This is a genomic window from Moorena sp. (assembly GCF_982860115.1).
On sequence record NZ_CEYLVT010000190.1, the window covers coordinates 1 to 14573 of the forward strand.

11 protein-coding genes and 1 pseudogene are annotated in these 14573 nt (G+C 43.8%); 5 read left to right on the forward strand and 7 right to left on the reverse strand.

What is annotated here, in order from left to right:
* Nucleotides 1-50: 50 nt before the first annotated feature.
* The 4 genes and pseudogenes from AC4II3_RS24870 to carB form a co-directional block, all read right to left on the reverse strand.
* A pseudogene (locus AC4II3_RS24870) lies at nt 51-542 on the reverse strand (ISAs1 family transposase); the annotation flags it as partial.
* A gap of 27 nt (nt 543-569) precedes the next feature.
* Nucleotides 570-779 carry a hypothetical protein gene (locus AC4II3_RS24875; RefSeq protein WP_488011391.1) on the reverse strand — a complete coding sequence of 70 codons (210 nt, stop codon included), beginning with the start codon at nt 777-779 and terminating at the stop codon, nt 570-572.
* A gap of 225 nt (nt 780-1004) precedes the next feature.
* Nucleotides 1005-1169 (reverse strand): hypothetical protein, encoded by a 165-nt coding sequence (locus AC4II3_RS24880; RefSeq protein ID WP_488011393.1) that lies wholly within the window; start codon nt 1167-1169, stop codon nt 1005-1007.
* Between the two features lie 245 nt (nt 1170-1414).
* Complete coding sequence (gene carB, locus AC4II3_RS24885) at nt 1415-4657, reverse strand: carbamoyl-phosphate synthase large subunit (protein WP_488011395.1); 3243 nt, start codon at nt 4655-4657, stop codon at nt 1415-1417.
* Nucleotides 4658-4895: 238 nt separating this feature from the next.
* Between carB and AC4II3_RS24890 the strand changes: the two genes are divergently transcribed.
* Together AC4II3_RS24890 and AC4II3_RS24895 are read left to right on the forward strand one after the other, a co-directional pair.
* Complete coding sequence (locus tag AC4II3_RS24890) at nt 4896-5630, forward strand: Uma2 family endonuclease (RefSeq protein ID WP_488011415.1); 735 nt, start codon at nt 4896-4898, stop codon at nt 5628-5630.
* 189 nt (nt 5631-5819) lie between these two features.
* Complete coding sequence (locus AC4II3_RS24895) at nt 5820-6623, forward strand: DUF4058 family protein (protein ID WP_488011397.1); 804 nt, start codon at nt 5820-5822, stop codon at nt 6621-6623.
* A 383-nt stretch (nt 6624-7006) separates the two neighbouring features.
* On the opposite strand, the gene ispG is transcribed toward AC4II3_RS24895, so the two are convergent.
* Together ispG and AC4II3_RS24905 are read right to left on the reverse strand one after the other, a co-directional pair.
* Nucleotides 7007-8224 (reverse strand): (E)-4-hydroxy-3-methylbut-2-enyl-diphosphate synthase, encoded by a 1218-nt coding sequence (gene ispG, locus AC4II3_RS24900; protein WP_488011399.1) that lies wholly within the window; start codon nt 8222-8224, stop codon nt 7007-7009.
* A gap of 102 nt (nt 8225-8326) precedes the next feature.
* Nucleotides 8327-8530, reverse strand: coding sequence for a hypothetical protein (locus AC4II3_RS24905; protein ID WP_488011401.1), 204 nt, complete (start codon nt 8528-8530; stop codon nt 8327-8329).
* A gap of 172 nt (nt 8531-8702) precedes the next feature.
* Here AC4II3_RS24905 and AC4II3_RS24910 point away from each other — a divergent pair, with 172 nt between their 5' ends.
* Nucleotides 8703-10955 carry a pentapeptide repeat-containing protein gene (locus tag AC4II3_RS24910; RefSeq protein WP_488011403.1) on the forward strand — a complete coding sequence of 751 codons (2253 nt, stop codon included), beginning with the start codon at nt 8703-8705 and terminating at the stop codon, nt 10953-10955.
* A gap of 181 nt (nt 10956-11136) precedes the next feature.
* Nucleotides 11137-11778 (forward strand): DUF6391 domain-containing protein, encoded by a 642-nt coding sequence (locus tag AC4II3_RS24915; RefSeq protein WP_488011405.1) that lies wholly within the window; start codon nt 11137-11139, stop codon nt 11776-11778.
* Nucleotides 11779-12134: 356 nt separating this feature from the next.
* Here AC4II3_RS24915 and AC4II3_RS24920 read toward each other — a convergent pair whose 3' ends face one another.
* Complete coding sequence (locus tag AC4II3_RS24920) at nt 12135-12473, reverse strand: NfeD family protein (protein ID WP_488011407.1); 339 nt, start codon at nt 12471-12473, stop codon at nt 12135-12137.
* Nucleotides 12474-13339: 866 nt separating this feature from the next.
* Between AC4II3_RS24920 and AC4II3_RS24925 the strand changes: the two genes are divergently transcribed.
* A complete protein-coding gene (locus tag AC4II3_RS24925; RefSeq protein ID WP_488011409.1) occupies nt 13340-14299 on the forward strand; it encodes an Npun_F2552 family protein in 960 nt (319 codons plus the stop codon).
* Nucleotides 14300-14573 lie beyond the last annotated feature (274 nt).

The window sequence follows — 14573 nt, forward strand, 5'->3', positions numbered from 1 at the left end:
CGGGCTAGAGAACAAGCCCTGTCTATGTTACAAGCTTCGTTGTCCCCCTGCTAGGCTTGAGCCATATTGGAGAAGCCATTGGAGCGATAGATATTCAGCGCGAAATTACGAGCAACTGCAAAGATTTGAGGTAACTGATGCATGCGAATGCGAGAAGCATCAACTTCGAGAGTGACATCTCGCACATAATGGACTTTGTTTTCTACCCCCCAATACCCCCGAATACGTTGGGCAAAGGATTCCGCAGACTCGATGAAAGAAGCCACATAGTAGCGTGTTTCGGTTTCCAGCTGGTGTTGTTTCCCTTTTTTGAATTGTCGAACACTCTCCACTCGGATTAGTGTTTTTAGCCCTGGCCAGGGCAAGATGTGTTCGAGTTGTGTGCAGAGGCTAACCGAGCGCTTTTCGATGCGTCCATGCCCAATACTTACTTCAGTATGACTTTGTTGAGGAACAAAGTGGGCTTTGACGCTTTTGAATAGGTTACCCTGATTGCCTTTAAGGGCACCTAGGTAGTGATTTTCACTCTCAATGATCAACTGAGCCGTTTTTTTTGAGTGCTAATCGCATCAAAGGCGAACACCACACCCTTGACAGCCAGTTGTGTAATAAACTCGCGGTTTGGCTTTGATTTCGTTTGTTTTGCTATCCACCTGATAGGGTTCGAGAATCAGACCCCGCTCAACCAGATAAGCACTAACCAGCATAATCGCTCGGTGAGGTGGAGAACCAGGATTATCACCAAGAACGTTGGTATGAGCCCCGTAAGACTTTACCATCTACAGCTAAGGTTTCTCAAGGGCTTGGGTTCAATGCCAAAGAAGCGAGCCAGGGCCGCAGAGTACTGGTGGTAATCTAGGGTGACCAGGACACGGCGAATCGTGCTGTAGGAAGGAATCCTATCCTTCGGGGGCTTGAATAGCGGGGGGCAATTCGTCTCGATAACTGTTGAGCCAGTCCCCAATGGCTAGAAAACCTCGGTTTCCAGCTGCAATGGCCCTGGGTTACAGGGCTAAACACAGAGCTACTTGATGCCGTTTCCCAGAAACCTTGCGTACATCTGGGATGTTGGCAAAGGCTTCTAGAATCTCGATGCCCTGAGGGGGTGACTCCTCTGGGGCGAGGCTAGGAACTGAGACAGCAGGGGCAGATTGGGCAGACAAACGCATGGTCACTCATGAAACTCTCAGCTAACTTGTAAGCCTAGCATTTATTAGCTTTCATGAGAATGAAATAGCCCTGATAGGCAATAGGCAATAGGCATGCTAGCAATAGGCAATAATAAAGAGGGTTTCAGGAGCACGGTAGTCCAAAGCCTGGCGGTGCGTTACGGGACGGGCTATCCTAACACTGGCTACCGAGAAAATTAGGCCGAGCCCGTCCCTAACACACCCTACGGCTGTGAGAGCAAAACCTAATTCGTGATATAGTCCTGTAGAGCTTTAACTCCCAGTGGTTGGGACTGTAGTGAACGAATTGCTGCTGCTGTTGCTTTAGCACTAGCAATTGTAGTTACAATCGGAATCTTATAGCCTAATGCTGTTCGACGAATTAACAGCCCATCGGCATAGGCATCTTCTCCAGAAGGGGTATTAATAATTAGCTGAATCTTTTGATTCTTAATCCAATCCAAGACATGGGGACGTCCTTCATGGAGTTTTAACACCAACTCCACATCCAGTCCATGCTCTTGCAGTACCTTGCGAGTGCCATCCGTTGCCACTAGCTCGAATCCCAACTCAATTAAGTCTTTCGCCACTGGTACTACATTTTGCTTGTCTCGGTTATTGGTGGAAACGAACACTGTGCCAGACAGGGGTAAACGCTGACCAGCGGCTAATTCTGCTTTGGCAAATGCCTTGCCAAAATCTGTGTCAATCCCCATTACTTCCCCAGTAGAACGCATTTCTGGTCCGAGGAGGGTGTCTGTACCAGGAAATTTCTCAAAGGGCAATACCGCTTCTTTGACTGCAATGTGCTTAGGGCTAGCTTCTTCAGTAAGCCCAAGGGATTCCAAGGTCTCACGGGACATAACCCGAGATGCTAACCCGGCCAGGGGTACCCCTGTTGCCTTGGAGACATAGGGAACTGTTCGGGATGCTCTAGGATTGGCTTCGAGAATGTAAACGGTTTCCCCTTGCACCGCAAATTGAATATTCATCAACCCCACCACCTTCAGGGCTTTGGCCAGCTGGTAGGTCCAAGTGCGAATAGTTTCCAAAGCAACGGGTGTTAGAGAGGTGTGGGGTAAAGAACAAGCAGAGTCTCCGGAGTGAATCCCCGCCTGTTCGATGTGTTCCATGATGCCGCCAATCACTACCTGACCAGTATGATCTGCGATCGCATCCACATCTACCTCTACTGCATTCTCCAAAAACTTATCAATCAGAATGGGATGCTCTGGTTCCACCTGCACCGCAAACTTCATGTAGCGTTTCAAATCCTCATCGGAATAGACAATTTCCATAGCCCGTCCCCCCAACACATAAGACGGACGCACCACCACTGGATAACTAATCCGTTTCGCCACTTCTAGTGCTTCCCCATAACTGCGAGCAATTCCATTGGGTGGCTGCTTAATATCTAACTTCCGCAAAATCTTCTCAAACCGCTCCCGATCCTCAGCTACGTCGATTGAGTCGGGAGAAGTTCCCCAAATTTGGGTTACCAGTTGTTGGTTGCTAACCTTTAAGGCTTCTTGCAACGGCACTGCTAACTTAAGCGGTGTCTGTCCCCCAAATTGAACAATAATCCCTTCTGGATTTTCCGCCTCAATAATATTGAGTACATCCTCTTTGGTCAGGGGCTCAAAATATAAGCGATCGCTTGTATCATAATCTGTAGAAACTGTCTCTGGGTTGGAGTTGACCATGATTGTCTCAAATCCCTGCTTACTCAGAGCATAAGATGCATGACAACAGCAATAGTCAAACTCAATTCCCTGACCAATCCGGTTTGGTCCCCCACCTAAAATCATCACCTTCCGCCGATCCGAAGGTATCACTTCCGACTCTTCCTCATAAGTGGAGTAATAATAAGGTGTAAATGCCTCAAACTCTGCTGCACAGGTATCTACTAGCTTATAGGCTGGTACTACTCCTAGATGCTTACGGTATTCACGCACCTCATCTTCCGAGGTCTTGGTAGCAAAAGCAATTTGGTGATCGCTAAATCCCTGACGTTTGACTGCCCATAACTGCTCTTTGTTCAAGGTCTGCAATGGGTTACGTTTGAGGAATTTTGAGGTTTCCAGCAATTCCGCCAATTTATCCAAAAACCAGGGGTCAATTCCTGTGAGTTCCTGTACTTCTTCTAGGGTCATCCCTAGCATCAAACCATGACCCACCGTGAAGATACGTTCTGGATTCGGGGTTCGTAAACCATAGCGCACTTGTTCGAGAGATGGCAGCTTCTCTTTGCGATCGCATCCCCACCCAAACCGTCCAGTTTCCAGGGAGCGCAACGCTTTCTGAAACGATTCGAGAAAGGTTCTTCCAATTGCCATGGCTTCTCCCACTGACTTCATCTGAGTCGTAAGGATTGGTTTACTACCGGGAAACTTCTCAAAGGCAAACCGGGGTACCTTAGTTACCACATAGTCAATAGTTGGTTCAAAGGAAGCAGGAGTTTGTTTAGTAATATCGTTGGGAATTTCATCGAGGGTATATCCCACCGCTAATTTAGCAGCAAACTTAGCAATCGGGAACCCTGTTGCTTTCGAGGCTAGGGCAGAACTGCGAGAAACCCGAGGATTCATCTCAATGATAATGACCTGGCCATTGATGGGATTCACAGCAAACTGAATATTTGACCCTCCGGTTTCAACCCCAATCTCCCGAATAATTTTAATCGAGTAATCCCGCAACCGTTGGTATTCCTTATCCGTCAGGGTTTGAGCGGGAGCAACAGTAATCGAGTCCCCAGTATGAATCCCCATCGGGTCAACATTTTCAATGGAGCAGATAATCACGACATTATCTGCCAAATCTCGCATGACCTCTAACTCATACTCCTTCCAGCCCAACAAAGACTTTTCCACCAGGATTTGAGACACTGGCGAAGCATCCAAACCCCCCTGAGCCATTGTTTCGTATTCTTCTTTGTTATAGGCAATGCCACCACCACTACCCCCCAGGGTAAAAGCCGGGCGAATAATCAGCGGGTAAGAGCCGATTTCTTGTGCGATCGCTTTAGCCTCCTTGAGATTATTCGCAATTCCCGAAGGACAGACCCCTACCCCAATCCTTTCCATTGCTTCCTTGAACAACTGGCGGTCTTCAGCCTTTTCTATGGCCTCTAGCTTTGCCCCAATTAGCTCCACTCCATGCTTGTCCAAAACCCCATTCTTAGCTAGGTCAACCGCAATATTCAGAGCCGTCTGACCCCCCATGGTTGGCAGTAAAGCACATGGTTGTTCTTTTTCGATCACCTTCTCGACGATTTCTGGAGTTAGGGGCTCGATGTAGGTACGGTCAGCCGTTTCCGGGTCAGTCATGATACTAGCTGGATTAGAGTTTACCAGTACCACTTCATAGCCTTCTTCCCGGAGTGCCTTACAAGCCTGAGTCCCGGAATAGTCAAATTCACAGGCTTGTCCAATCACAATCGGACCAGAACCGAGGAGCAAGATTTTGTGAATATCGTCGCGGCGGGGCATAGTGGTTGCTCTGTGGTGAGATGAACGTTATTAGATCCTGACTATTATATGCTTGCTTGCCAAATTATTCCCTAGTTATTTATCCAGCTTTTACAAAGCATCCAGCTTTTTATCCAGCTTTTACCCAAGAGCCCCGATTTGTTGAGGGTTGACCGTTGATCGTTGACAGTCAACGGTTCAGTTAACCATTTCGATTAAAGCTGTCAAACTAGAGGTAGCCATTTTGCCTGTGAGTGCTATGACCGTTGCCAAGAATTCAGAAGCCACTGCGTCCGTAGATGTAATGGCTGAGTCAGAAAGTATTATCATTCCACCATGTGATTTATGGAGTGATGAACCACCCTTGGAAAGCGATCGCGATCGAGATCAAATTGAGCTGTTACTCGCTTGCCTGAAGTGGTCGTGGCGAGAACGAAGCGACTTCTATGCTACTGGGAATCTCACTATCTATTTCAGTCCTGAGCATATTACCACCAGAGATTTTAGAGGACCCGACTTTTTTGTGGTTCTTGGTACGGAAAATCGACCCCGCAAAAGTTGGGTATTATGGGCAGAACAAGGAAAATATCCCAATGTGATAATTGAACTGCTCTCTAACAGTACAGCTAAAGTTGACAAGGGATTAAAGAAAATCCTCTACCAAGACACTTTCAGAACACCAGAATATTTCTGGTTTCACCCCGATACCCTCGATTTCCAGGGATTTCGCCTGATGGGAGGCCAGTATCAACCCCTCGACCCTAATACTCAGGGGTGGCTGTGGAGTCAGCAATTGGAATTATTTTTAGGTGTGCATAATTCCCAGCTAAGGTTTTTCAGTGAAGATCAGCAATTGGTACCAACACCAGACGAGAGAGCTCAAGCGGCTCAACAACAAGCTCAAGCTGAACGGCAACAAAGAGAACTCGCAGAAAAGCGGGTAGAGGAATTGCTAGCTAGACTCAAAGAGTTAGGTGATGAGTCAGATGCATGATTCTCGCCATTGCTCTAGGGCTTGTGACAGCATCGGTCAAGTAATTCTAAAACTACGTAAATCCATGATCAGCTGATCGAGTGATGAGGAGGTTAATTGCTAATTGTCAATTTTTAATTGATACTTTTTAATTGAAATTAAGGCGAGAAGCGCTATAATTATCCAATAAAGCATTGGGGAAAGACAATCATGCCTCCTTCTCCTTTTCCAGGAATGGATCCCTATGTAGAGCATCCCAGCGCTTGGCCGAATGTTCATCATCGACTAATTACTGCAATTGCCGACTCCCTGGCTCCCCAACTGCTTCCCAAATATCAAGTTCTTATTGAAGAGCGAATCTATCAAACTATAGGAACAGATTCAGTCCTAGTTGGCATTCCCGATGCAGCAGTAAAACTAACTCAGATAACACCCAATCCTACAAAAACCAATCCCACAAAAACTAATATTGCTGTCGCCTCAACGCCAAGTAAACCAAAAACGATTATTTTACCAATTCCTGAACAAGTTAGGCAAGGACATTTAGAGATACGGGATATCGCCACAAGTAACCTGGTGACAGCGCTTGAAGTTCTTTCCCCGACGAATAAACGCTCAGGAGAAGGACGCAACCAGTATGAAAGAAAGCGTCAAACTATATTAGGAAGTTCAACCCATTTAGTGGAAATTGATTTATTGCGTCAGTGGGAACCTATGCCTACCTTAAGTAATGGCATTCAGAGCCATTATCGAATTCTGGTCAGTCAAACTCATCGCCGCCCTCAAGCTGATTTATATGCCTTTAATTTGCCAGATTCGATTCCTACCTTTCCACTCCCTTTGCAACCAGAAGATGCTGAACCCCTTGTCAATTTACAAGAGTTATTTAGCGGAGTCTATGACCGCTCAGGGTATAGCTTTGTTATTGATTATACTCGCGAACCAGTACCGGTGTTGTCAGAATCCGATGCAGCTTGGGCTGATGGGTTGTTACGGGAAAAGGGACTGAGGTGATTGTTGATTACCAGTAAGCATATGCGCTACGCGCACGCTACGCGAACAGCGGTCAGCCGTCAGTGGTCAGCTTATTTTATAGCGGTTTTCCATTGAGTTAGGTACAGATTCATGGGTTTTAGGGAAAAGCGGATCACAGGAACAGGGAACAGAGAAGACGGAAGACGGAAGTTGGAAGTGGGCAAAAATCCTGTTCACCTTATAGTTATGAAAAACGCTGTATTCAAAAGCACCGATTGCGCTACGCGCACGCTGCGCGAACAGTAGCTTGGCCACAGGCCCAAAGCTGATAGCTGATAGCTGATAGCTGTTGGCGTAGCCTGCGCGTAGCGCATATGCTTACGTGATAAGTATAGTTTTTTATACTTTTAATTCAAAAATTATCAAGGATCCACCCAGCGACCATCAGCTTTAATTAAATTAATCAATTCCTCTACTCCTTGATCTTCAGGTACCTTTTTAATTTCCTCCTTACCGCGATACAGAGAAATATAGCCAGCTTGCTTACCTACATAACCATAGTCAGCATCAGCCATTTCCCCAGGACCATTAACAATACACCCCATCACAGCAATATCTAAGCCAGCGAGGTGTTTAGTAGCTTCCCGAACCTTATGCAGCACCTCCTCTAAATTAAATAAAGTACGACCACAGGACGGACAAGCCACATACTCCACCATAGTTTTCCGCAATCCCAGAGCTTGCAGAATACTGTAGCAAACAGGAATCTCTTTTTCTGGGGCTTCCGTAAGGGAGACACGAATCGTATCACCAATTCCCTCAGCTAGCAGAGTAGCAATACCAGCCGTAGACTTAATCCGTCCATATTCCCCATCCCCGGCTTCAGTAACACCTAAATGCAACGGGTAATCCATCCCCAACTGATTCATCCGCCGTACCATTAAGCGATAGGCGGCCAGCATCACAGGTACCCGTGAAGCCTTGAGGGAGATCACCAAATTGCGGAAATCTAGGGATTCACAGATACGAATAAATTCCAGAGCAGATTCCACCATCCCTTCTGGGGTATCACCATAGGTAAACAGCATCCGTTCTGCTAGGGAACCGTGATTGACTCCGATGCGCATAGCTTTACCTTGGTCACGGAGGGAAATGACTAGGGGTTCTAGGGTTTCCCGAATTTTTTCCCCAATTTCCTTAAATTCAGCTTCAGTGTATTCACTGCGATTGGCTTTGGGCTTTTCAAAGACATACAATCCTGGATTAATCCGCACCTTATCCACATGCTTGGCAACTTCCAGAGCAATTTTCATGCCATTGTGATGGACATCAGCTACTAGAGGCACCGGTTGATAGGTCGCTGCTAGTTTCTCTTTGATTTGGGCTAGAGCTTTAGCATGTGCCATACTCGGCACAGTGACACGGACAATCTCGCAACCAATCTCGTGCAAGCGGCGAATAGCAGCAACGGAACCATCGATATCTAAAGTATCTTCATTAATCATCGATTGCACCACCACCGGGTATCCCCCGCCAATAGTGACATTAGCCACTCTGACAGGGCGGGTTTGACGGCGGTGGATACTAGTATCGAAAGCTGGTAGTGTAGCAGCCCTTTGAGGTGTGCTTAAAGTTTGCATAACCTGTTAATTACTTTGGCGTAGCGAGAATAGTAGGTTTTCGTATTTATTCTCTTAGGTTCCCATAGAATCAGGCGCTTTTGGCTTACGGGTGAGAGTTTTCTACTCAGGAAAGTCGGGAATCACCCATTTGGGAGGTTGAGATAGTTTCTTGAGTCGTGCTTCTTCTGCCAACTCCAACATTTTGTCCAATGAAGTATCGTGAATGAACTGGGATGCCTCAGCCAGGTATTGTTGATTGGGGCATTTGTCACCTAAGATACAACCGTTGATGCAGTCTTGGGCACAATTTACATTAACTTCCACAGTACTCTCAGAGATGGTTATAGCTACTAATGACCACCGGGGCAAATTACATTACTCATTGGCTAAAGTCATTGCTCTCAATTTTACCTTTTTCAGGAGTCGCTGGTTTGTCTAAACTTGCTGTTCAAATTCAAATCTCTATATAATATATATAATAAAGGAATTTGTCTCTATGGTAGAGAGCATCTCAAGGAACAACAATAATCACCCCAATAATTCCCCCAATAATTCCCCCAATAATCACCCCAAGCAGGATGATATTAATAAGGCGGATATTACTGAACCTGAACTCCCGAAACAGCAAAGCATTCAGCGTTATCAAGAAGTCATATATCAGTTTTTTTTGAAGGAGGTAAAGGAAAATCATCCAGAAACCATTTTTATAGACTTTAAGCAATTGTTCATCTCTTGTGAAATGACTGCAAACCTAGAGGTAAATAAGGCATTATTAGAAATAATTTTACACAACGATTATAAAGTATTTGCTAATACATTTAAACGCTCATGCTATATAGTAATAAATAATTGGTATTCTCAACGCAACTTCAACTATATAACCAAATTAATCAAGAGTATTGACAAGAGTAAAACTAAACCCAAAAATAGCTTTTCTAAGCTAGTTAACCGTCAGATCAATTGGCTAGTTATTTTTATTGATAGTGATGACTATAATCAACTAAAGCTTTTTAATGAAATCAATTCAAATGCCAAAAGAGGTTATTGGAGCTCTCGCTATGCGTCTTATTTATTAGTTCCTCAATATCTTGATCATAAAAATCCCATAGAACAGCGAAAAATTGCTATAGATATAGCCAAGCAATTAACAGAAAAATTTACATTTGATTTAGCTAGGTATACAGTTCACTATAATTCTCCTGTATTAAAACCTGAAGACACATATAATCCGACAAATATAGGAAACGAAGTTATTGATATTATTAAAAAAATTGAATCTAAACAGCTATGGTCTAATTACAATTACCAAGCCCGTATTTTTGTTAAGCAAATTAAAAATCTAAATTATAGAGACTTTAAACAAAGTCTGAAAAAATATTTATTAACTTACGTACATAATCATAAATCCTTAGCCATAGTAAATACCAAAATTTCTCAAAAAATCGATCAACTCTACATTGACTATAACCAATCTACTATAACCCTCGACTTAATTCTGCGCACCTGCAGAAGATTAGTTGAGCTTTTTACAACTGAAGATAGTCAGGAACCATCTCCTCTATTTATTTTACTAACAACTCAAGAAGACCCGCTAACTCTTGTTAGTATATTGCTCAAAATAGTTTTAATTTGTAAGTATGTAAAAGCTCATTTAGACGTTTGTATTGCTAAAATAATTCGCTATTACGAAAACTCTCCAGAGCAAGAGTGTAAGTGGTTTATAAATTTTTTGGAAGTTTTCAATATTGTGATAGCAATTCACACTCAAAATATTCAATATAATCTCATTAAAATCGAAGATGAACAGCCAGATAATTCCAGGGTTATTTATTCGGATAGCTATCGAGTTTTTCCCCAATTAAAAGGGTCTGACCTGCGTGGTACTAATCTTAGTGGTGCCGATTTACGTAATACGAAATTAAGGGCTGCTGACCTGCGTGGTGCTAATCTTAGTGGTGCCAATTTAAGTCAGGCTGACTTAAGCCTTGCCAAACTCAGTGGCGCTAACTTAAGCGGTGCTAATCTTAGTGGTGTCAAGTTAATAACAGCTGACTTGAATAGTGCTGATTTGAGTAGTACTAACCTAGGCGGTGCTGATTTACGTCGTACTAATTTACAGCAAGCAAATCTAAGCAATGCCAGTTTGAACGAGAGTAATCTGGTTCATGCTGACTTACAAAATGCTGATTTGAGCGATGCCAACCTTAGTGGTGCTAGTTTGCAAAATGCCAAACTCAGTGGGGTCAACCTTAGTGGTGCTAACCTTAATCGAGCTGACTTACGCGATACTAAGCTCAATCATGCCAACCTCAGGGGTGCCAACTTGAAGCAAGCTAACCTCAACAACGCTAACCTGTGTCAAGCCAACCTCTGTCAAGCCACGCTAAACCATAGCAATCTCAATCACGTAAACTTAGATGGTGCTAACCTTACTCAGGCTCACCTGCGTGGTGCTTCTCTGAATTATGCTAGCTTAAGGAAGACTAACCTTAGCTATGCTCAATTAAGTCATGCTCAGTTGAGTTATGGAGACCTCAGTGGTAGTGAACTCAGTTATGCTCAACTGCGTCACGTCGATCTGACTAATGCTGACTTGAGTCAGACAAATTTGATGGGTACTAACCTATTTGGTAGTAATCTTCAGAAAGCCAATGTCCAAGGTGCTAAATTTTGGTACAACGCAGTTTTGCCTGATCAAATTAAACCTGAGCTAGAACAGCGAGGAGCTATATTTATTGTTAATGGTTAATTTTTATTTAATTTTTAATGGTTAATTGACGAACAACTAAGAATAATAACGTTTTGTAACCATTAAGCTATCATTCCTAAACATTCAGCTGAATGTTTAGGAATGAAAAGTATTCAATCGGACACAATGCTACAGTGAAAGTGTCTGATATCCATGAACCTGCTTTTGCATGTTTCCTGCCATGAGTGATTCTGCTTCCTTAAACACCAGTAACTTTTGGGACTTTGATTTTACAGCCCCTCAACCGACCCAGGATACGGATTTGCTGAGGCAGATGAATTTCGTTCCAGGGTTAAAAGAGATTCTCATGGTGCGTCAGGTTCATGCTCTGGAACATGCTACTGTCTGGGTTCTAAGTCAGCGCTATGGTGTTAGTGGTGCTGGTGCAAGCCGTATCACTCCTCCATCAGATAATAATTCTATAGGAGGACTATCAACTGACCAAGGATTTTATCTCTATGGTCAGGTAAATTTGCCTGACTTGAGACGAGCAGTACCAACTGCCCTAGAGCGACTGACTCGGGGAGAATGGGATATGGCTATCCACCCCCGGTGCGGCACGAATCTCTCAGTAGCAGTATTTTTAGGTGCTGGACTAGGGTTGGCCGTTCATCTGTTACTGCCGCGAGGACCGATTGAACAACTGTTGGGCCTTGGCTTTGCTGCGGTAGCTGCTACTCAACTAACACCTGATTTGGGTAACTTAGCGCAACGGTACTTAACTACTGCCATTCCTTTTAACCTGGCGATTGTAGACATTAGGGAAACATCTGATATGTGGGGACGTCCAGCCCATTTTGTCCAGGTGCGATGGCTTGACTAAGCTTGAATGTGATTTGTCCTTGGTTAGATGAGTGCAAGAGAACCGACCGACTTATACCAATTCTTAAAATTAAGACTACAGATGGAGATGGGGGGATGGTGAGATTTTGATTCATGGTAATTATCCGGAAATAACATAAGATGCAAGCTTTAGATGCAAGCTTGACCACGAAACAAAATTCCACATTCAGACGTTATATATCTTACATATAACGTCTGAACTTTGTTTATTTATCCTGGCTGCGAGAACATTAACTGGTTAGGCAAAGGGAAGCTTTTCCAGTAGTGCGTCAGCTGACTGCTGATAGCTGTTCGCTTAGCGTGCGCCTAGCGCATAAGCTTACGGTTAGTTAAACTCTAGCGACCCCGTTTTGAAAAGACTGAGCTCAGTTTCTGAGTCCATCCCAAGCTCTGAGATTGACTAGGTTCTTCAACTTCCGGTTCACCATCTGGTGAATTGCCAGGGGAAATATAGCCTGCAGGAACCACCAACAACGTAATCCCGTGTCGGCCCACCACAGTAACGAGGTCATCAGGCACAAGGGTAACTTGGGAATCATGATCACATAACCGGGCGGGCCAGTATGTGGCTTTAAATTTGACTCGCCCAGGCTTGGTCGAGGTAATGGTATGTTCTACTTTGCCTACGCCTGGTTCTGGAAATAGGATGGAATCAGGAGCCTGTACTTTAATCATTTGTGTGTTCACCTCGTTTGACTGATTATGTTATTTTGTTCAGCCTGCTTGCTACAAAACGTTTTAACCAGGGAAAATCTGGCAACGTCGGCTGAATGTGAAATTTTTTTGCCTTAAGTGGCGATTAACCCGTGCCATAGATAGGATTTCAGTCAACAGAGCATCGGTATTATCCAGTGATATAGGTATTTTTAGCTTCAACAGAAAATTCCGATCTTCCTGAAAACTAGCCTTAAATTGGGCAACGGAAACGTTGATTGGTTACAAATTAGATACACTTCCCGGCATCGAACGAATGACACAAGGAACCATTCTTCCTCAGGAGAGTAAACACTTCAGGATTAGAGAAGTTAGAGAATTAGAAACATTTTGTTAAAATCCACATCCTTTAAAAGTTTGGTAAGTGCACTACTGTATCCAGGTACTGTCCTTAAAACCCTGGAGTAGGACAAATGCGTTTACTGATACACCCTGAAACGATTGAATAACGCTTTCAACCTAAACATGACCTAGAGGGATTATTTAAGGCTCAACCTAGATACAAGACCGCAGACGCAACTGACAAGTTGTAGATACATTGAAGACTCAGTAGATGCACTATGTATTCTTATTCTACGTGTGTAGCTAGGAATCTGCCACCCTAGAGTAAAAGATTTTCATACTACAACAGATAATTGCTACGATAGGCAACTTCCTCCTGGAATAATACCAGATTTTATTGAAAAATGTAACTTATCTGTTGGCAGCAGGAAACAAGCTGAAAAATTTCCAATCCCCAAGTCTACTATAAGTTTACCTCTTTGATAGGAAATTGGTATAACAATACACAATTGATCATTTTCCCCTGACATCAAAACTATTAAATTATGCAAACTGTTAGTTTAATTCATGCTGATTCCTATAATAGACAACTCTTACGAGCTTCCTTGGAAAGGCTGCTAGAACCTTTGGGAGGGATGAGTGCTTTTGTTAAGAAAGGTAATTCGGTTCTGCTTAAACCTAATTTACTTACTGCTGGTCGTCCTGGTAAAGAATGTATCACTCGCCCTGAAATTGTTTACTGCGTCGCTCAACTAGTCAAAGAAGCTGGGGGTAAACCCTTTTTCGGAGATAGCCCAGCCTTTGGGAGTGCTAGGGGTGTGGCTAAGGCAAACGGCTATCTGCCAATGATGGCAGAACTTGATATCCCTATTGTTGAATTCCACGGCAAGGGTTATGAAACTGCTAGCGACACCTTTAATCATCTGCGTTTGTCTAAAGAGGCCATGAATGCGGATGTGGTGATTAACCTACCGAAGGTAAAATCCCACATGCAGTTGACCCTGACCATGGGGGTGAAGAATTTATTCGGCTGTGTTCCGGGAAAAATGAAAGCCTGGTGGCATATGGAAGCAGGTAAGGATGAGATTCGCTTTGGGGAAATGCTGGTGGAAACAGCACGGGCGATTAATCCGCAGTTGACTATTATTGATGGCATTATTGGTCAGGAAGGGAATGGTCCGATTGGTGGTGAACCCAGACATTTAGGGATCTTAGGAGCATCGGAGGATGTCTTTGCTCTCGACCGCTCAATAGTGGAAATTCTAAATGTTGAACCAACCCTGGTTCCTACCCTGGCAGCTCAAAAACGGCTGGGGTTGTTGCCAGACTTAGCAGAGATTGACTTTCCTTACCATCGACCTCTAGAAATCCAAGTGAGGGATTGGAAACTACCTGATACTATGAAACCGATTGATTTTGGTATGCCTCGAGTAATTAGGTCTACCTTTAAGCATTTATATATCCGGCTTATCAAAGAACCAATTAATGCTTATGGTAAAAGCTAGACAGTCAGGGGTATTTGGTAAAATTTGCTACAACAGAATCCTAGATTAATCAAGTAACCTAGAGTTACCCTCCGATTGCTTAACCATCCCGCCCTATTGCTAGCGGCGGTTTTTTATTGATTAGTAATCAGTCATTGGTGAATACCAGAAAACTTGTGACTGGCCACAAAGCACTAATCACTAATTACTAATCATTAATCACTAATTACTAAGCTGGTGATTGGTGAATACCAGAAAACTTGTGACTGGCCACAAAGCACTAATCACTAATTAC

What these genes read in the sequence shown, in the direction of transcription:
- AC4II3_RS24910 (WP_488011403.1), top strand. Translation starts at nt 8,703, where the DNA reads ATGGTAGAGAGCATCTCAAGGAACAACAATAATCACCCCAATAATTCC.
- AC4II3_RS24925 (WP_488011409.1), top strand. Translation starts at nt 13,340, where the DNA reads ATGCAAACTGTTAGTTTAATTCATGCTGATTCCTATAATAGACAACTC.
- AC4II3_RS24875 (WP_488011391.1), bottom strand. Translation starts at nt 779, where the DNA reads ATGGTAAAGTCTTACGGGGCTCATACCAACGTTCTTGGTGATAATCCT.
- AC4II3_RS24895 (WP_488011397.1), top strand. Translation starts at nt 5,820, where the DNA reads ATGCCTCCTTCTCCTTTTCCAGGAATGGATCCCTATGTAGAGCATCCC.
- AC4II3_RS24915 (WP_488011405.1), top strand. Translation starts at nt 11,137, where the DNA reads ATGAGTGATTCTGCTTCCTTAAACACCAGTAACTTTTGGGACTTTGAT.
- ispG (WP_488011399.1), bottom strand. Translation starts at nt 8,224, where the DNA reads ATGCAAACTTTAAGCACACCTCAAAGGGCTGCTACACTACCAGCTTTC.
- AC4II3_RS24880 (WP_488011393.1), bottom strand. Translation starts at nt 1,169, where the DNA reads ATGCGTTTGTCTGCCCAATCTGCCCCTGCTGTCTCAGTTCCTAGCCTC.
- AC4II3_RS24920 (WP_488011407.1), bottom strand. Translation starts at nt 12,473, where the DNA reads ATGATTAAAGTACAGGCTCCTGATTCCATCCTATTTCCAGAACCAGGC.
- carB (WP_488011395.1), bottom strand. Translation starts at nt 4,657, where the DNA reads ATGCCCCGCCGCGACGATATTCACAAAATCTTGCTCCTCGGTTCTGGT.
- AC4II3_RS24890 (WP_488011415.1), top strand. Translation starts at nt 4,896, where the DNA reads ATGACCGTTGCCAAGAATTCAGAAGCCACTGCGTCCGTAGATGTAATG.